General features: G+C 72.5%; 13 protein-coding genes. 5 read left to right on the top strand and 8 right to left on the bottom strand.

Annotation, left to right across the window (positions count from 1 at the left end):
• Positions 1-10: 10 nt before the first annotated feature.
• On the top strand, positions 11-2,920 hold the full coding sequence (locus AB0A61_RS08540; RefSeq protein ID WP_361288181.1) for an AAA family ATPase: 2,910 nt from the start codon (positions 11-13) through the stop codon (positions 2,918-2,920).
• A 101-nt stretch (positions 2,921-3,021) separates the two neighbouring features.
• On the opposite strand, the gene AB0A61_RS08535 is transcribed toward AB0A61_RS08540, so the two are convergent.
• The 4 genes from AB0A61_RS08535 to AB0A61_RS08520 are packed head-to-tail and all read right to left on the bottom strand — an operon-like array spanning position 3,022 to position 8,045.
• A complete protein-coding gene (locus tag AB0A61_RS08535) occupies positions 3,022-4,230 on the bottom strand; it encodes an XdhC/CoxI family protein (RefSeq protein WP_361288178.1) in 1,209 nt (402 codons plus the stop codon).
• The gene (locus AB0A61_RS08530) at positions 4,223-6,460 is read right to left on the bottom strand and encodes a xanthine dehydrogenase family protein molybdopterin-binding subunit (RefSeq protein WP_361288175.1); all 2,238 of its coding nucleotides are present in this window, start codon (positions 6,458-6,460) and stop codon (positions 4,223-4,225) included. The genes AB0A61_RS08535 and AB0A61_RS08530 overlap by 8 nt, the downstream gene beginning before the upstream one ends.
• Positions 6,457-7,449: a xanthine dehydrogenase family protein subunit M gene (locus AB0A61_RS08525; protein ID WP_361288172.1), complete on the bottom strand. Its 993-nt coding sequence runs from the start codon at positions 7,447-7,449 to the stop codon at positions 6,457-6,459. The genes AB0A61_RS08530 and AB0A61_RS08525 overlap by 4 nt, the downstream gene beginning before the upstream one ends.
• On the bottom strand, positions 7,446-8,045 hold the full coding sequence (locus tag AB0A61_RS08520; RefSeq protein WP_361288169.1) for a 2Fe-2S iron-sulfur cluster-binding protein: 600 nt from the start codon (positions 8,043-8,045) through the stop codon (positions 7,446-7,448). The genes AB0A61_RS08525 and AB0A61_RS08520 overlap by 4 nt, the downstream gene beginning before the upstream one ends.
• A 285-nt stretch (positions 8,046-8,330) precedes the next feature.
• On the opposite strand from AB0A61_RS08520, the gene AB0A61_RS08515 reads away from it, so the two are divergent.
• The gene (locus tag AB0A61_RS08515) at positions 8,331-8,939 is read left to right on the top strand and encodes a TetR/AcrR family transcriptional regulator (RefSeq protein WP_361288166.1); all 609 of its coding nucleotides are present in this window, start codon (positions 8,331-8,333) and stop codon (positions 8,937-8,939) included.
• Positions 8,940-9,731: 792 nt separating this feature from the next.
• Here the strand turns inward: AB0A61_RS08515 and AB0A61_RS08510 are convergent.
• Positions 9,732-10,745, bottom strand: a complete 1,014-nt coding sequence (locus AB0A61_RS08510) for a 2-hydroxyacid dehydrogenase (protein ID WP_361288163.1) — start codon at positions 10,743-10,745, stop codon at positions 9,732-9,734.
• A 175-nt stretch (positions 10,746-10,920) separates the two neighbouring features.
• Between AB0A61_RS08510 and AB0A61_RS08505 the strand changes: the two genes are divergently transcribed.
• On the top strand, positions 10,921-11,661 hold the full coding sequence (locus AB0A61_RS08505; RefSeq protein ID WP_361288160.1) for a class I SAM-dependent methyltransferase: 741 nt from the start codon (positions 10,921-10,923) through the stop codon (positions 11,659-11,661).
• A 31-nt stretch (positions 11,662-11,692) separates the two neighbouring features.
• On the opposite strand, the gene AB0A61_RS08500 is transcribed toward AB0A61_RS08505, so the two are convergent.
• The 3 genes from AB0A61_RS08500 to AB0A61_RS08490 form a co-directional block, all read right to left on the bottom strand.
• Positions 11,693-13,120: a selenium-binding protein SBP56-related protein gene (locus AB0A61_RS08500; protein WP_361288157.1), complete on the bottom strand. Its 1,428-nt coding sequence runs from the start codon at positions 13,118-13,120 to the stop codon at positions 11,693-11,695.
• A 157-nt stretch (positions 13,121-13,277) separates the two neighbouring features.
• Entirely contained in the window at positions 13,278-14,465 is a 1,188-nt protein-coding gene (locus AB0A61_RS08495; protein WP_361288154.1) for a cysteine desulfurase family protein, read from the bottom strand.
• The gene (locus AB0A61_RS08490; RefSeq protein WP_361288151.1) at positions 14,462-15,130 is read right to left on the bottom strand and encodes a metalloregulator ArsR/SmtB family transcription factor; all 669 of its coding nucleotides are present in this window, start codon (positions 15,128-15,130) and stop codon (positions 14,462-14,464) included. The genes AB0A61_RS08495 and AB0A61_RS08490 overlap by 4 nt, the downstream gene beginning before the upstream one ends.
• Positions 15,131-15,215: 85 nt before the next feature.
• Here AB0A61_RS08490 and AB0A61_RS08485 point away from each other — a divergent pair, with 85 nt between their 5' ends.
• Together AB0A61_RS08485 and AB0A61_RS08480 are read left to right on the top strand one after the other, a co-directional pair.
• A complete protein-coding gene (locus tag AB0A61_RS08485; RefSeq protein WP_361288148.1) occupies positions 15,216-16,574 on the top strand; it encodes an MBL fold metallo-hydrolase in 1,359 nt (452 codons plus the stop codon).
• Entirely contained in the window at positions 16,571-17,875 is a 1,305-nt protein-coding gene (locus AB0A61_RS08480) for an MFS transporter (protein WP_361288145.1), read from the top strand. The genes AB0A61_RS08485 and AB0A61_RS08480 overlap by 4 nt, the downstream gene beginning before the upstream one ends.
• Positions 17,876-17,978: the final 103 nt, after the last annotated feature.

The following is a 17,978-nucleotide window of genomic DNA, read 5'->3' as shown; positions in this document are numbered from 1 at the left end:
GGTACGGCACATGGCGAATGGGCTCGGGCGACCGAACAGCGGACATCCGCCGTTGTTCGAGCGCCATCGGGAACTCAGTGCGCTCGACGCCGCGCTGGCCGGTCTTCGTGACGTCGCACGGGGCGTGGCGCGAGCCCGGCGCGGCGGGCTGCTCGCCTTCACCGGTTCGGCCGGCCTGGGCAAGTCCACGCTCATAGCGCAAGCGCGCGACCGGGCCACCGCCCAGGGGTTCACGATCCTCTCGGGCAAGGGCGGCGAGACGGAGCAGGAACTGGCCTTCCGTGTGGTGCGTCAGCTGGTGCAGCCCACCCTGGCTGCGATGGAGGAGACGGAACGCCGTGCGCTCCTGGGGAGTTGGTACGACATCGTGGCCACCGCCCTCGGTCTGGAGGCGAGGGGCCCCGACCGGGTACCGGACCCGGCGGGGGTGCGCGACGGCCTCGACTGGGTGATGACACGCCTGACCGTGCTGAAGGCGCCCGTCGTGCTGCTTCTCGACGACATGCACTGGGCCGACGCGGAGTCGCTGAGCTGGCTCGCCTCCTTCGCCCCGCGAGCCGAAGACCTTCCGCTGCTGATCGTCGCGGCCTACCGGCCGGACGAACTGCCGCCCGAGGCGGCCCCGTTCCGCGCCCTCGTCGAGGACCACGGGGCCCGCCCCTACGACCTGGAGCCGCTCACCGCCGAGAGTGTGGCGCGCATCGTCAGGGAGCACGTGGGTGAGCAGGCGGAGGACGAGTTCTGTACCGAGTGCTGGAAAGCCACCGGCGGCAGTCCTTTCGAGACGGTGGAACTCGCCATCAGGCTGGGCGAACGGCGTGCGAAGGGTACCGAGGAGAACCTGCCCGCCATGCGCGCCCTCGCTTCCGCGGTCAAAGGTCCCGGGCTGCTCGACCGACTGCACCGGCTCGGCACGGCCACCGTCCGCTTCGCGTGGGCCGCCGCCGTCCTGGGCACGTCCGTCTCGCCGGAACTCGCCGCCACGGTCGCCGTGGTCGGCAGCGAGGAAGCGGCCGAGGCGGCCGAGAGGCTGCGCGCCGCCAGGATTCTGGGGGCCGCGCCGGGCCCCGGAGGCAGCCTGGGATTCGTGCACCCGCTGATCGCCACCGCGGTCTACCGCGACATCCCGCCTGCGCTGCGGGTCGGCCTGCACAATGCGGCCGCGGACGCCGTCCGTGCGGCGGGGCTCGGTCCCACCGCGGCCGCCCGGCATCTGCTGGAGGTCCCCTGCGAAGGGAGGTCCGATGCCGTCGCATGCCTGCGGGAGGCCGCCCGTGAGTACCTTCGTGCCGGTGCCCCGGAGGCAGCCCGAAGGGTCCTGACGCGCGCGCTCCAGGAGCCGCCGAGTCCGGAGGACCGAGCCGCCCTGCTCCACGAGCTGGCGTGCTCCACGTTCCTCATCGAACCCGCGGCCACCGTCAGCCATCTGCGTGCGGCGCTGGCGGAGCCGGGCGTCGATCCGGAGCTGCGGGCCTCCATCGTCTACCGGCTGACTCAGGCGCTGGCCCACACGGATCGGATGGCGGAGGCCGCGACCGTGGCCGCGGAGGAGGCGCGGCAGGCCACCAATCCGCGCATCCGGCTGCGCATGCAGGCCGATCACTTCGTGTGGAGCGCGTTCCGTACCGACGAGTCCGACTCGTCCGCCCGCTCGCGCAGGCTGGCCCGGCTGGCCGAACGTCTGACCGGCCGCGGACTGGAGGAGCGGTACATCCTGGGGCTGCGCGCCTGGGACGCCCTGCTGCGCGGGGAGCCGAGGCAGACCGTCCTCGGGTATGCGGAGGACGCCCTGCGCGGTGGTCTGCGCTGGACGGAGGAGAGCCGGGGTTTCGAGGTACCCGTCTCGGTCGCCCTGGCTTTCATGTACTGCGACCAGCCGCGGCGGGCCGAGGAGTTGTTCAGCAGGGGCATCGCCGAATGCGAGGGAAAGGGCTGGCGCGGCTCCCATCTGGCCCTGGGCGACACCCTGCTCGGCTACATCCGCTACCGCCGCGGCTGTCTGGCCGAGGCCGAGCACCTGGTCCGGGAGGGGCTGCGCATCGCCGACCGGGTGGAGGGGGCCGTGCCCGCGCAGTGGTTCGCGATCGGCATCCTCATTCAGACCCTGCTGGCCCGTGGCCGCGTCACCGCCGCGCGCCGGCTGGCCGACCGCTACCACTACGGCGACGTGGTGCCCAATGCCGTCATCTACCCGGATCCCCGCACGGTGTACGCCGAACTGCTGCTGGCCGAGGGACGGCACCCGGAGGCGGCAGCCCTGTTGTCCGATGTCGGGGACTGGCTGGAGGGCCGCGCCTGGCGGAACCCCGCCTGGTGTCCGTGGCAGCTGGACCTGGCGTCGGCGCTGCGCCCCACCGCGCCCGACCGTGCGGCGAGCCTGGCCGCGGAGGCGGTCGAGCGAGCCCGTGCCTTCGGTGCGACGTCCACGATCGGCCAGGCGCTGCACACCCTGGCGGAGGTGACCGGCGGACCGGCGGCGCTCGATCTGCACGCCGAGGCGGTGGAACACCTGGAGCGGTCGCCCGCCTCGTACGAGCTGGCGCGTGCACTGGTCGGCCAGGGCGCCGCGCTGTCCCGGAACGGCCGGCTCCACGAGGCCGCCGACCGGCTCTACCAGGGTCTGGAAGGCGCCGTTCACTGCGGTGCGGAGGCGTTGGCAGGACGGGCCAGGGAAGAGCTCTCCGCGGCCGGACTGCGGCCGCTTCCGCTGCGCTACGGGCAGACCGACACCCTGACCGCCCAGGAACGAAAGGCCGCGGAAAAGGCGGCCCAGGGCCAGTCGGTGGCGGTGGTCGCCAAGGAGCTGCAGCTGACCGAGCAGGGTGTACGGCAGCTGCTCTCCTCCGTCTACCGCAAGATCGGCACCGACGCCGCCGGTCTCGCCCGCGCGCTGGAGAACTTTCCCCGCCCCAAAACCTGACCGGCGTCACTCCGCGAATCGCACGCGGCGGGGACACCGGCGACCGCCTCGGCCGGGCTCCCGGGCGTGGCGATCTCAGGCCGCCGCCGCGCGTCCCGATTTCAGGCCGCCGCCGCGCCGTCCCGCTCTCCTCCGGAACGCCCCTCGTGCAGATCCGGGTCCCGTTCGTCGCGTCCGTCCCGGTGAATCGGCATCCGCGCGCCGGTGAGCGGGACGCCGGTCCCGCCCCGACGCGCCGCGACGATCTCGGCCGTGATGGACAAGGCCGTCTCCTCGGGCGTACGGGCGCCGAGATCGAGGCCGATCGGCGACCTGAGCCGGGCCAGCTCCCGCTCGCTGACGCCGGCCTCCCGCAGTCGCCGGTTGCGGTCCTCGTGAGTGCGTCGCGAGCCCATCGCGCCGACGAACGCGACCGGCATCCGCAGGGCGGCCGTCAGCAGCGGCACGTCGAACTTGGCGTCGTGGGTGAGGACGCACAGGACCGTGCGGCCGTCGGTCTCGGTGCGCCGCAGGTAGCGGTGCGGCCAGTCCACCACGATGTCGTCGGCCGCGGGGAACCGGGCCCGCGTGGCGAAGACGGGGCGGGCGTCGCACACGGTCACGTGGTAGCCGAGGAACTTGCCCGCACGCACCAGGGCCGCGGCGAAGTCGACCGCCCCGAAGACGATCATGCGCGGTGGAGGCACGTTCGCCTCGACGAGCAGGGTGAGGCCGCCCGGGCAGTGCGATCCGTCCTCGGAGAGCTCCACCGTGCCGGTGCGGCCGGCGTCCAGCAGCGCCCGGGCCTGGGCCGCCGCCGTGCGGTCCAGATCCGGGTGGCCGCCGAGAACGCCCTCATCCGAGCCGGCGCGGAAGCCGTCGTACGTTCCGTCGGGGCGCACGAGCAGGGCTCTGCCGAGGAGTTGGGCCGGTCCGCGGACGACTCGGGCGAGGGCTGCCGGCTCGCCCCCGACGGCCGCCGACAGGGCCGCGCGGAACACTGGCCTGACCGGCGCCTGCGCGCCGATCGGCGTGATCATGACGTCGAGGACTCCCCCGCAGGTCAGGCCGACCGCGAAGGCGTCCTCGTCGCTGTATCCGAAGCGTTCGAGGACGGTCCCGCCGTCCTGGAGTGCCTGCACGCACAGGTCGTACACCGCTGACTCGACGCAGCCGCCGGAGACCGAACCGACGACCGTGCCCTCGCTGTCGACGGCGAGGGCGGCGCCGGGGCCGCGCGGTGCGCTGCCGCCGACCCCCACGACGGTGGCGACCGCGAAGTCACGACCCTCCTCGAGCCAGCGGTACAACTCCTCCGCGATGTCAAGCATCCCGTGCTCCCGTGCCCGGCCCGCCCGCGCCCGTGGCCGTACTCGCACCCCTACCCCCACCGGCACCGGCACCGGCACCGGCACCGGCGGCCTGCGGTGCCGCACCGTCCTGCGCTCCCGCCAGCAGGACCCGATCGGGGCGGATCGGCAGGTTCCGGTGGCGGACGCCGGTCGCGTGCCAGACCGCGTTCGCGATCGCCGCGGCGGCGCCGACGATGCCGATCTCGCCGACGCCCTTGATCCCGACGGGGTCGTCCGGGTCCGGGTCGTCCACCCAGTCCGCCTCGACGACCGGTACGTCGGCGTGTGTGGCGACGTGGTAGCCGGCGAGATCGGCGCCGACGTGGCCGCCCGAGGCGTGGTCCCGGACCGCCTCCTCGTGCAGGGCCATCGAGATGCCCCAGATCATGCCGCCCACCAACTGGTTGCGAGCCGTGAGCGGGTTGACGATCCGGCCCGCCGCGAACACGCCGAGCATGCGCCGTACGCGCACCTCGCCGGTGGTGACGTCGACGGCCACCTCGGCGAACTGGGCGCCGAAGGAGTGCCGTTCCTTCTGGGCGAGCGCGCCGACGGCCGCGGTCGTGTCCGACCGTACGGTGATTCCCTCCGGGGGGATGTCGGCACTCAGGGCGAGCCGTTCCCGCAGCTCGTCGGCCGCCATCAGGATCGCCCAGGCCCACGAGCGGGTGCCCATGGATCCGCCCGCGATCCCCGCCGGTCCGAAGTCACTGTCCCCGATGCGCACCCGGACGCGCTCCGGTGTCACCTGCAGCGCGTCGGCGGCCACCAGGGTCAGCGCGGTACGCGCCCCGGTGCCGATGTCCGCCGCGGCGATCCGCACGGTGAAGGTTCCGTCCGCCTGCGCCGTCACGACGGCCGTGGACGGCAGGGCTCCCGCGCCGAAGGAGGCAGCCGCCGTGCCGGTCCCGAGCAGCCACCGCCCCTCGCGGCGCGTGCCGGGACGCGGGTCCCGGTCGGCCCAGCCGAACCTGCGGGCGCCCTCCTCGAAGCAGGCCCGCAGATTGCGGCTGCTGAAGGGCAGTCCGGAGACGGGGCCCTTGTCGGGTTCGTTGCGCAGGCGCAGCTCGATCGGGTCGAGGCCGCACTTCACGGCGAGTTCGTCCAGCGCGGACTCCAGCGCGAACGACCCCGGCGCCTCGCCCGGCGCCCGCATCCAGGTGGGGGTCGGCACGTCGAGCCGTACGACCCGGTTCGCCGTGTGGTGGGCGTCGGCGTCGTACATCACCCGTGCCACCCCGGCGCTCGGCTCGACGAACTCGTGCACGGTCGAGGTGAGGCTCGTGGAGTGGTGCTCCAGGGCGTGCAGCCGCCCGTCGGCGTCGGCACCGAGCCTGACCCGTTGGGTCGTGGGGCTGCGGTAGCCGGCGAGCGAGAACATCTGGCGTCGGGTCAGGACCACCCGGACGGGCCGCTGGAGTACCGTCGCGGCCATCACGGCCGCCACCTGGTGCACGCGCACGCCCTTGCTGCCGAAGCCGCCGCCGACGTGTTCGGAGCGCACCCGTACCGCGCCCAGGTCGAGGGAGAACATCTTCGCCAGCTCGCCCACCACCCATGTGGCGCCCTGGTTGGAGTCGACGACGTCCAGCCGGCCGCCGTCCCAGCGGGCCGTCGCCGCATGGGGCTCCATCGGGTTGTGGTGCTCTTCCGGCGTGGTGTACTCGGCGTCCAGGACGACGGCGGACGCCGCGAGCTCGGACTCCAGGTCGCCCTTGTCCGTCACCGCCGGCATGAAGCCGTCCGCTGGATAGGCGTCCGGGTGTTCACCGCGGAACGCGACGTCGTGCGGCTCCTCCTCGTAGTGCACCACGAGCGCTTCGGCGGCCTCCCGGGCCTGCTCGGAGGTCTCGGCGACGACCAGTGCCACCGGCCAGCCCCGGTGCGGCACCCGGTCGTGCTGGAAGAGGGCGCAGGTCGGGTCCGGCCTGACACCCAGCATGCCGACGTAGTCGGTCTCGACGCGGGGTGCGTTGTGGTGATCCAGGACGGTGAGCACGCCCGGCATCGCGAGCACGGGTTCGCTCTCCACCGAGCGGATGCGGCCGCGGGCCACGGTGGACAGCACCAGCCAGCCGTGGGCGAGTTCGGCGAAGGGGATCTCCCCGGCGTAGCGGGCCGCGCCGGTGACCTTGTCGCGGCCCTCCACACGGGTGTGCGCCGTGCCGACGTGGCTCTTCGCCGTCGTCGGTGTCGTGGCCGTGGTCATCGGGAGGCCTCCTCGGCGAGTTCGGTCAGCACGGCCACCACCAGGTTGCGCATCAGGGTCACCTTGTACCGGTTGTGGGGCAGCGGGTGCGCCGCCGCCAGTTCGGCGTCCGCGGCGGCGGCGAAGGTCCCGGCGTCGGCCGGTGCGCCGGCGAGCACCCGCTCGGCGGCCCGGGCCCGCCAGGGCCGGGACGCGACCGCGCCGAAGGCCAGGCGCACGTCGCGGACGACGCCGTCGCGGACGTCGAGCGCGGCGGCGATCGAGCCGATCGCGAACGCGTAGGAGGCGCGTTCCCGCACCTTCCGGTAACGGGAGCGGGCGGCGACCGGGGCGGGCGGCAGGGTCACGCCGGTGATCAGCGCTCCCGTCGGCAGGGCGGTCTCCCGGTGCGGGGTGTCGCCCACCGGAAGATAGAGGTCGGCGAGCGGCAACTCGCCCGGTCCGTCGACCGTTCGGTAGGAGACGGCGGCGTCGAAGGCCGTCAGCGCGACCCCCATGTCCGAGGGGTGCACGGCCACGCAGTGCTCGGACGCACCGAGGATCGCGTGGTTGTGGTGCTCGCCCTCGATCGCGGGACAACCGCTGCCGGGGACACGCTTGTTGCAGGGCTGGGTCACGTCGGCGAAGTAGCCGCAGCGGGTGCGCTGGAGCAGGTTCCCGCCGACCGTGGCCATGTTGCGCAGCTGTCCGGAGGCGCCGGACAGCACGGCCTGGGTCAACGCCGGGTAGCGGCGGCGGACTTCCGGGTGGGCGGCGAGGTCGCTGTTGGTGACGGTCGCGCCGATGCGCAGGCCGCCGTCCGCCGTCGACTCGATGCGGTCCAGGGGCAGTTCGCGGATGTCGACGAGCCGGGCCGGGCGCTCCACGCCGGTCTTCATCAGGTCGACGAGATTGGTGCCACCGCCCAGGAACCGCGCTTCGGGGTCGCCGCCGAGCAGCGCGACCGCCCCGGCGACGTCGGACGCCCGCTGATAGCCGAACTCCTTCATGCCGCCGCCTCCGTGGACTCGGCCTCGGCGATGGGGCCGGCCTGGTCGGCGGGCCCCTGAGCCTCCGCGTCGGTCGTGGCCGCCCGGGCGACGGCCTGGACGATCGAGACGTACGCGGCGCACCGGCACAGGTTGCCGCTCATCCGCTCCCGGATCTCCTCGGCGGTCAGCGGTGGTGGGCCGGCTTCCGGCCGGACGTCCTGGGTGACCGCGCTGGGCCAGCCCGCGGCGTGTTCCCGGATCACCGCCACGGCGGAGCAGATCTGTCCCGGTGTGCAGTAGCCGCACTGGTAGCCGTCCAGGTCGAGGAACGCCTGCTGCACCGGATGCAGTCGCTCGCCCTCGGCCAGGCCTTCGACGGTGGTGATCTCGCGGCCCTCGGCCGCCACCGCGAGGTGCAGACAGGAGACGGCCCGGCGCCCGTCGATCAGGACGGTGCAGGCACCGCACTGGCCCTGGTCGCAGCCCTTCTTGGTGCCGGTCAGATCGAGACGCTCGCGCAGCGCGTCGAGCAGGGTGGTGCGGTGGTCGACGGACAGCGTGTGTTTCTCGCCGTTGATGTGCAAAGTGATGGCGCTGGACGTCGATGGGGCCATGGTCAGCTTCTTTCGCGTATCCGGGCGCATCCGAGGGACGGTCCGGCAGGCAGACGTATCGGGGGTGTGTCAGGAGACAGGGGGATGGCGCTGTACGTGGCGATACGGCATCGGAGAGGGGCGGGACGCCGGGCGGGGGCGGCGGTGGGCGACCACCACTGCCCTCAGCGGCGTGCCGCCGCTATGGTGAACCTAACTGGACAGCTGTCCGTTAACAGAGAACCTAACGGACAGTTGTCCGCTTAGCAAGACCGGACTCGGCCACGAGCCCGGCGAGGAGGACGAGTGCGGCAGAAGAAGGACGCACCCCCGCGTGACGCGCCCCCGCGTGACACACCCCTGCGTTCGGACGCGCAACGCAACCGTGAGCGCATCCTGGAGGTGGCGCTCACCGAGCTCACGCGCTCGGCGGACACACCGCTGAGCGTGATCGCCAAGAAGGCGGGCGTCGGGCAGGGCACCTTCTACCGCAACTTCCCCAGCCGCGAGGCACTCGTCCTGGAGCTCTACCGCTACGAAATGCAGCAGGTCGCCGACAGCGCCGCCCACCTGCTGGAGACCAGGGGCCCGGAGCGGGCCCTGCGTGAGTGGATGGACCGCCTCGCCCAGTTCGCCATGACCAAGGCGGGCCTGGCCGACGCCATCCGCCAGGCCACCAGCGCGCCCGGGAGCCCGGCGAAACCGGGGCACTCACCGGTGACCGCCGCGGCCGACGCCCTGCTGCGCGCGAACGAGGAGGCCGGCACCATCCGCCCGGGGGTGAGCGCGGACGACTTCCTGCTCGCCATCGCCGGTCTCTGGATGATCGACCCCGACGGGGACTGGCAGCCCCGCGCCAACCGCCTCCTGGACCTCGTCATGGACGGCCTGCGCACGGGAGCGGCCCGCGGGTGAGCGACCCGCACGGGAGCAGTCGGCCGTGACACACGCCGCCGCCCCGGCCCCGGCCAGGCCGCCCGCGAACCTGCGATCTTCCTGACCACCCGGGTGCCGTCGAGCGGGTTCGGCACGTCGGGCATCCTGGGGGTGGGCCGGCGAGGCGCTGAGGAGAGCTGCGGTGGACGAGCGCGCGGGGTTCGCGTGAGGTGGGGACACCGGGGATGTCCTCCCAGCTGCGGCCGGACGCCCTGGTGGACGACCTGCAGCAGCAGGTGGCGCAGGTTCGTGCGGCCCGGGACCGGGTGCGCACGTTGCTGGACGCGGTCCTGGCGGTCGGCTCCGACCTCGACCTGGAGGTGGTCGTGCACCGCATCGGCCGGTCATGGTCTGTCGTCGCCATGGGTGTTGTCTCGCTCTCTACCTGCCCTTCCAGGGCCACGACGGCCGTCCGCCCGGGGCCGGCTCGGCTCGTCCGGCTGTCCCCCCGGTCCCGGAGACCACCGCCACGTCCCTCGGCCGTACGGTCCCCACGTGCTGTTCCTGCGTCTCGTCCACCGGACGGTGTCCACTCCTTCTGCTCCTTCTGCCATGTAGACGACGGCCGGGAAGTGCCGTGGGTGGCCGGCCCTTCCCGGCCGTCGCCTCATGATCGTCGGAGGGGTACCCGGGCCGGAGAGGGCCGAAGAACCCCACAACGGCCTCCGGATGGCCCAATGGCCCTGTTCCCGCCGCGGCAGGGGACACATCGGGCACGGCGCGCGGCGTCGGCGCCGGACACGGGCAGAGGCCGTCTTCCTCACTCGGGCGTCAGGCTGTCCCGGGCCGGACGAGGGTGTTGGCGCTGGAGCGGTCGGCGAGGAAGTCCTCGATGTTGGCCACGGTGGTCCGGGCGATCTGACCGACGGCGTCCCGGGTGAAGTACGCCTGGTGCGAGGTGACCAGGACGTTGCTGAAGGTCATCAGCCGCGCGAGGCGTTCGTCGGCCATCACCTCCAGCGACTTGTCGAGGAAGAACACCCCGGCCTCCTCCTCGTACACGTCCAGGCCGACCCCGCTGAGCCGTCCCGCGCGCAGCGTCTCCAGCAGGGCGTCGGTGTCCACCAGGCCACCGCGGCTGGAGTTGATCAGGATCGCCTCGTCCTTCATCAGCGCCAGGGCCTTGGCGTCGACGAGGTGGTGGGTGTCCGGCAGGAGCGGCACGTGCAGGCTGACCAGGTCCGCCTCGGCGAACAGCTGCTCGCGCGGGACGTACTCCATACCGAGGGCGAGGCAGTCGGGATTCTCGGCGACGTCCCAGCCCAGCAGCCGCATTCCGAACCCGTGGGCGATCCGTGCGAAGGCGGCCCCGATCTTTCCGGTGCCCACCACTCCAGCCGTCCGCCCTCGCAGATCGCGGCCCATCAGCCCGTCGAGCCTGAAGTCGAACTCCCGCGTGCGGTGGGCGGCCCGAACGATCCGGCGGTCGACGGCGAGGGCCAGCGTCCAGGCGAACTCGGCGACGGAGTACGGCGAGTAGTACGAGACCCTGGCCACCGTGAGGCCGAGTTCCCGGGCGGCGGCCAGGTCGATGTTGTTGTGACCGGTGGACCGCTGGGCGATCATCCGGGTGCCGCCCTCGGCCAGCGAGCGCAGGACCTCGGCGTCCAGGGTGTCGTTGACACTGCTGAGCACGACCTCGTGGCCGACCGCGGTCGGGACGGTGTCCCGGTCCAGGAACATCCCCAGACAGCGCAACTCGTGACAGCCGGCAAACGCCTTGTCGAAGGCCTCCCGCAGCAACGGCTCCTCGTCCACGAGAACGCCATACGCAACGATCTCCACCTGCTTGCCTCCTGCCGAATCAGGCGATCTCCCTGCCCTCCACCGTAGGTCGCGATCACTCGGGCGCAGAGGGCCGACGGGGCCAGGCAGCGCGCCCAACGACCCATATCCCGCCCGCGCAACGCTGTAAAAACGCGTCGACACCGCCCTGCCGCACCCGGCAAAGTGGCCGCCTGTGACGAGCAGTGAACTGTGGAGCAGAGCGACCGCCGACCGCTACGACGCCGAGGAGGGCGAGATGTCCTCGGCGGCCGTCCTCGGACCGACGCTCGACTTCCTCGCCGGACTCGCCGGCGACGGCCGGGCGCTGGAGTTCGCCATCGGAACCGGACGAGTGGGCCTGCCGCTCCGGGAGCGCGGAGTACCCGTGGCCGGGATCGAACTGTCCGAGCACATGGCAGCGGTCCTGCGGCGCAAGATCGACGAGGACATGCTCCCCGTCACCATCGGGGACATGGCCACGACCACCGTCCCCGGCGAGTTCACCCTGGTCTATCTCGTCTACAACACCATCACGAACCTGCTCACGCAGGACGAACAGGTCGAGTGTTTCCGGAACGCCGCACGACACCTGACGCCTGGCGGCCGGTTCGTCATCGAGCTGGGCGTGCCACCACTGCGGTTCCTGCCGCCCGGGCAGGTCGCGGTGCCGTTCGACGTCTCCGAGCGGCACCTCGGCTTCGACACCTTCGACCTGGTCGAGCAGATCCTCGTCTCGCACCACCTCACCCGGGACGGCGACGACGGCCGCTATCGCCGCGACATGTCCCGGCACCGGTACGCGTGGCCGGCGGAGCTCGACCTGATGGCCCGGATCGCGGGGCTCGAGCCGGAACGGCGCGTCGCGGACTGGGACGGGGCGCCCTTCACCCAGGACTCCGCGAAGCACATCTCCGTGTGGCGCAAGCCGGCCTGAGGCGAGTGGACGCCCGCGGCGGCAGGAACGGTCAGCGGCGGTAGCAGTACGAGTCCGAGGAGGCGTCGCCTCCTTGCAGGCGCGTCTGGTGCACGCGCAGGCCGAGGAAGTCCGGGCCGTGCGGGAAGAAGCGCCTGTCGACGGAGAGCCCGCCGTGCGAGGTGTCGGCGTCGAGTTTGACCATCCACGGGTCGATGCCCGCGGGATAGAACTGCGCGTCCCAGGCGGCGTACAGGGAGTTCGTCACATACACGCGCCGCCCGTCGCGGCTGAGCTCGACCATCTGTGCTCCGCCCGTCAGCGGAACGTCCGGCTCGGCGGGATGCGGCTGCCGGCCGACGATGCCACCAAGACGTACGGACCCGGTCTGCCTGGGACGGGACGGGTCACTTACGTCGTACTGGAGCAGATCGCCGGTTCCCCAGGCGGAGACGTACAGCCACTGGTCGTCCACCGACAGGTCGATGTCGGTGATCAACGGGGGCACTGCGCCGAACGGCCGCAACGCCGGGGGAAGGTCCTCCGGCTGCGCGGGCTCCGCGGGGATCGTGATCACCTTGCGGACCACGTAGTCCTCGCCCTCCCGGTTCCACAGCCACACCGATGCCGACAGGTCCTCGACGTTGATCACGGTGTTCGCGAACCCCCATGTCGCCTCGGGGTCGTGTGCCGGACGCAGCTCCAGCACCATCTGGTTCTCGTCCCCCAGATCGACACGCTGCCGGTGCCGGCCGGCGTCCAGGTCCCAGAAGTGCAGCGAGTGGCCGTACTGGCGGCTCAGCAACAGTTCGGGGACAAGGCCGTCCTCGATCATCGAGGGGGTTCCCCACTCGCTGGTCACGGCGATGTTCTGACGCAGATGCCACCAGATGTCGTAGGCCATCCGCTGCGGTCCGCGGTCGCTCTCCCAGGGGCGCAGCACTTCGAAGCTTTCGTGGTCCAGCAGCGCGACGCCGCCGGGCCCGTCCGCACCGTCCGCGCCGCCCAGGCAGGACAGGAACATTCCGTCGGGGCCACAGTGCAGGGTGTGCGGGCGCGAGTATCCGGCCTTGGCGGCCAGTTCCTCGGGCTCGATCACCTTGACCAGGTGCGGCCGCGCGGGATCGGGGCTGGTGTCGAAGACGTGCACCCGGGAGGAGCGCAGTCCGGGGACGATGAGGTAGCGCCGCGCAGCGTGATGATGACCGGCATGGGCCAGCGCGCTCGAGCAGGCGTTCCAGCCGAAGTGGTGCAGTTCGTTGCCCAGGTCGGGCAGCTCGGCGTGGGAGATCACACTGCCGTAGTCGGGGGATTCGGGGTCGGTGCCGACGGTGAACAGCGCGTCCGGGCACTGGGCGGCCGGGTCGAACCCGACGACATAGGCGAGCTTCTCCGCAGGCGCGGCGATCGCGTCCGCCGGAGAGCGGTACAGGGTGGGGTCACTCTGGTCACCGCGGTCGTGAGCGTGCTCGGTCGTCATGGCCGTGCATTCTCCCGGACAAGAGCCTGAATCCGGGGCGACTCCCCGACAGGCGGCCAGGGTCACCCGTTCGCGGCCGACACGTTTCGGACGCCCCGTTCGTACGCGTCGGCCCCCGCTGCACCGAACCGCGCGAGCGGCCACCTCTCGGAACCGGTCACCGCCCGTCGCCGCTCGCCCGCCCCCGGGCACTGGCTGCGGTGGTCAGCAAGCGGGCTGCCAGGTCGATGTCCGCCGGTGTGGTCCAGCGGCCCAGGGACAGGCGCAGGGCCGACAGGGCCCGGTCGTCGTCCAGGCCCATGGCGCGCAGCACCGGTGAGGGCGTGTGGTCGCCGCTGTGGCAGGCCGAACCGGTGGAGGAGGCCACCTCGGGTACGGCGGCCAGGAGTTCGTGGCCACGGATGCCGTCGATACTGATGTTGAGGGTGTTGGGCAGGCGGGCTTCGGCGGGCCCGTTGAGGTGGACCCGGCCGGGCAGCGCCTCGGCCAGCTGTGCATGGAGACGGTCGCGCAGCTGCCGGATGCGGTCGTGGCCGGCGGCGGCCGGCTCCTGGGCGGCGAGTTCGGCGGCCGCGCCCAGGGCGACGGCGAGGGCGACGTTCTCGGTGCCGGCCCGCAGCCCGCACTCCTGCCCTCCCCCGTAGACGAGGGGTTCGAGGGCGACGCCCTCGCGTACGTACAGGGCGGCGATACCCTTCGGCGCGTACATCTTGTGCCCGACGACGGTCAGCAGGTCCACGCCCAACTGGTCCACGTCCAGCGGGACTTTACCCACGGCCTGCGCGGCGTCGCAGTGGAACAGCGCACCGTGGGCGCGGGCGACGCGGGCGAGCTCGGTGATCGGCTGCAGGGCGCCGGTCTCGTTGTTGGCGGCCATGACCGAGACCAGCACAGTGCGTTCGGAGAGCGCGGCGGCCAGGGCCGCGGGATCGACGAGGCCGTCCCGGTCGACCGGCAGGTAGGTGACCTCCGCGCCGTGCCACCGCTGAAGAGCCCGGCAGGTCTCCAGCACCGCCGGGTGCTCGGTGATCTGCGTGATCACGTGGGGGCGGTCGGCCTTGGCGGCCAGCACGGTGCCGCGCAGGGCGAGGTTGTCGGCCTCCGAGCCGGAACCGGTGAACACGATCTCCCCGGGCTGTGCGCCGATGAGCTCGGCCACCTGCCGGCGGGCGTGCGCCAGTGCCGACCTGGGCCCGGTGGCATAGGCGTGGGCGCTGGAGGGGTTGCCGAACCGGTCCGCCAGGTACGGCAGCATCGCCTCCACCACCCGTGGGTCGACGGGGGTGGTGGCGTTGTGGTCGAGGTAGACCGGCCTGCCTTCGAGGCCGGGGTGTACGGGGATCACGCGGCACTCTCCGTCTCCACGGGCAGCTCGGCCAGCCGCCACTCCAGCATTCCGTCCGTCAGCCGGACCGCCCTGCGGCCGCGCGCGTTCAGCAGGCGTACGGCGTCGTGAGCGAGCACGCAGTAGGCGCCCCGGCAGTACGCCACCACCTCCGTCTCCTGCGGCAACTCGGCGATGCGGTCGGCGAGTTCCCCGACCGGGATGGAGACAGCGCCGGGGATGTGGCCCGCCGCGTACTCCTCGGCGGGCCGCACGTCCAGGACGACGACCTCGCCCGCCGCCGCACGGGCGAGCAGTTCCTCACGGCCGACCTCCTCGCCGTCGACGGGACCGAGATAGGCGGCCCGGGCGGGCTCGACCGCGTCATGGTGGGCCTGGGCGACCCGGCGCAGCAGCGCGTACAGGGCGGCGACGTCGTCCCCCGCTAGCCGGTAGTGGATGCGCACTCCGTCCCGGCGGGTGACGACCAGGCCGGCCTGTTTGAGGGTCTGCAGGTGGGCCGAGGCAGTGGTCAGGTTCAGGCCGGCGGCCTTGGCGAGGGCGTCGACGGAGCGCTCGCCCTGGGCCAGCAGATCGAGCAACTCCAGTCGCTTTCCACTGCTCAGCGCCTTGCCGGTGCGAGCGAAGGCGTCGTACAGCGCGGCTTTGCGCGCGGCATCTCCCATGACATCCTCCATAAATCCATGGAATATTGTAGAGAGGAGAGGGCGCTGAAGCGACCGTTCCCTGCCGTGGACCCCGGAGGATCCGATGGGCTTCGCCGACGACCACCTGATACCGCTCGTCGACGCCGGGCTGGGAAACAGTGCCTACCTCGTGGATCTCGGCGAGGGCCGCGCCCTGGCGGTGGACGCCTCCCGGGACCTGCGCGCCCTGCGCCGGGCGGCCCGGCAGCGCGGGCTCACTGTGGCGTACGCGGCCGACACCCACCTGCACGCCGACTTCCTCACCGGTGCGCTCCAGCTCGCCCACGACGACGATGCCACCGTGCTGGCCTCTGCCGCCCCGGGCCGTGCCTTCCCGCACCGCGGCCTGGCCGACGACGACGAGATCGACCTGGGCGGACTGACACTGCGGGCGCTCGCCACCCCCGGCCACACCGACGAGCATCTGTCCTTCCTCCTCCTGGACGGGGCCCGCGAGCTGGGGGTGTTCACCGGCGGCTCGCTGATCGTCGGCTCGGCCGCCCGTACCGACCTTCTCGGCGCGGACCGGGCCGAGGAACTGGCCCGCGCGCAGTACCACTCGCTCCTGCGCCTGGCCGCGCTGCCCGACGAGACGGCAGTCTGGCCCACCCATGGCGCCGGCTCCTTCTGCTCGGCCCCTCCCGGTGCCGAACGCACCACCACGATCGGCGCCGAGAAGCAGACCAACCCGCTGCTCGCCGCGCCCGACGAGGACACTTTCGTAAGACGGCTGCTGGGCAGCCTCGGTACCTATCCCGGCTACTTCGACCGCCTCGCCGAGACCAACCGGCGCGGTCCCGCCGTCCTCGGAACGGAACCCGGCCTCCCGCCCCTCTCCGCGATCCAGGTACGCCAGTTGCCGGGCCGGGGCGGGCAGGTGGTCGACGTCCGCCCGATGAGGGACTTCGCCGCCGGTCACATCCCGGGCGCCCTCTCCATCCCACTGCGCGACCAGTTCGCCACCTGGCTCGGCTGGCTCCTGCCCGACGACAGCCCGCTGGCCTTCGTCACCAACCCCGGCCAGGACCTGACCGAGCTCACCTGGCAGGCCCTGAAGATCGGCTACGAACGCCTCGCGGGCCATCTGCCGATGACCTCCTGGATCGCCGAGGGGGGCGAGCAGCAGACGATCGAACTGCTCACCGCGGACCGTATCGGCGACCGCCCGGTCCTCGACGTCCGCCGGCCCGCCGAGCACGCCGCCGGCCACATTCCCGGAGCCGTCGGCATCGAACTCGGCGCACTGCCCGCTCGCACCGGCGAAGCACCCACCGGCGCGGTGGTGCACTGCGGGCACGGCGAGCGCGCCATGACCGCCGCCAGTCTCCTGCAGCGGGCCGGACACCACGACCTCGCGGTCCTCGACGGCGACCCCGACGACTGGGCGAAGGCCACCGGCCGCCCCCTGAAGGAGGGTGCGTGACCGCCGGCACCACCGCCCCGGGCAGTGGCATACGGCTCGGACTGCGTGCCAACCTCGCGCAGTTCGCCCTCCTGGTGGCGGTCAACGCCCTCGTCGGCGGCATGCTCGGGCAGGAACGCACCGTGCTGCCGCTGCTGGCACGCGACGTCTTCCACCTGTCCGCCTACACCGCCGCACTGACCTACATCGTGGCCTTCGGTGCCACCAAGGCGATCACGAACTTCTTCGCCGGCACCCTCTCCGACCGCTACGGACGCAAACCCGTGCTGGTCGCCGGCTGGCTGGTGGCCCTGCCCGTGCCGATGCTGCTGATCTGGGGACCGGCCTGGGGCTGGATCGTCTTCGCCAACGTTCTGCTCGGCATCAACCAGGGACTGACCTGGTCCACCACCGTCATCATGAAGATCGACCTGGTCGGGCCCGCCAGCCGGGGGCTGGCCATGGGCTTCAACGAAGCTTCCGGCTACGTCGCCCTCGCGGTCACCGCGATGGCCACGGGCGCCATCGCCGCCCACGCCGGGCTGCGGCCCGCCCCCTTCCTGCTCGGTGCCGCCTACGCCGCCCTCGGTCTCGGCCTGTCCACCCTCGCCGTCCGCGAGACCCTGGGTCACGCCCGCGCCGAGGCCGCCCTCCCCCACGCGCTCGGCTCGCCCAGGGCAGGGGGAACCCCCGTGTCCGCGCCGGCCAACCGCGGCCGTCTCGGCGAACCGACCACCGGACAGATCGCCTGGATCACCAGTTTCCGCGACCGGGCACTGTCCGCCGTCTGCCAGGCAGGCATGGTCAACAACCTCAACGACGCCCTCGCCTGGGGCATCTTCCCCCTGCTGTTCGCCGCCCACGGCCTGTCCGTGGCCCGGATCGGCGTCCTGGCCGCCCTCTACCCCGCGGTGTGGGGGTTCGGGCAACTGCTGACCGGCTGGTGGTCCGACCGGATCGGCCGCAAGCACCTGATCACCGCCGGCATGATGATCCAAGCCGCGGCCATTGCCCTGGTGGCGACCGGCAGCACATTTCCCGTCTGGGCCGCGGCCCAGGTCCTCCTCGGCGCCGGAACCGCCCTGGTCTACCCCACCCTGCTGGCCGCCGTCGGCGACGTCGCCCACCCCGCCTGGCGCGCCCGCTCGGTCGGCGTCTACCGGCTGTGGCGCGACGGCGGCTTCGCCGTCGGCGCCCTGCTCGCCGGAGCCCTCGCCGACGCCTACGGCCTCACCACCGCCGTCTGGGCCGTCGCCGCCCTGACCGGCGCCTCCGGCCTCCTCGTGGCGGTACGCATGTACGAAACCCATCCCCGCACCTGATCGGCCGACGGCAACCGTCCGAGCCCGGTGCCGCGTCCCGGTGGTCCATCACGGTCCACCGAGCTGTGCTAGGCTTCCGGAGTTGCAGTTGTGGTACCCATGA

The sequence above is a fragment of the Streptomyces sp. NPDC046197 genome (genome assembly GCF_040646295.1).
Classification (GTDB): Bacteria; Actinomycetota; Actinomycetes; order Streptomycetales; family Streptomycetaceae; genus Streptomyces.
The sequence above is the reverse complement of the archived record's forward strand: the minus strand, read 5'-3'. Positions and strand labels throughout refer to the sequence as shown.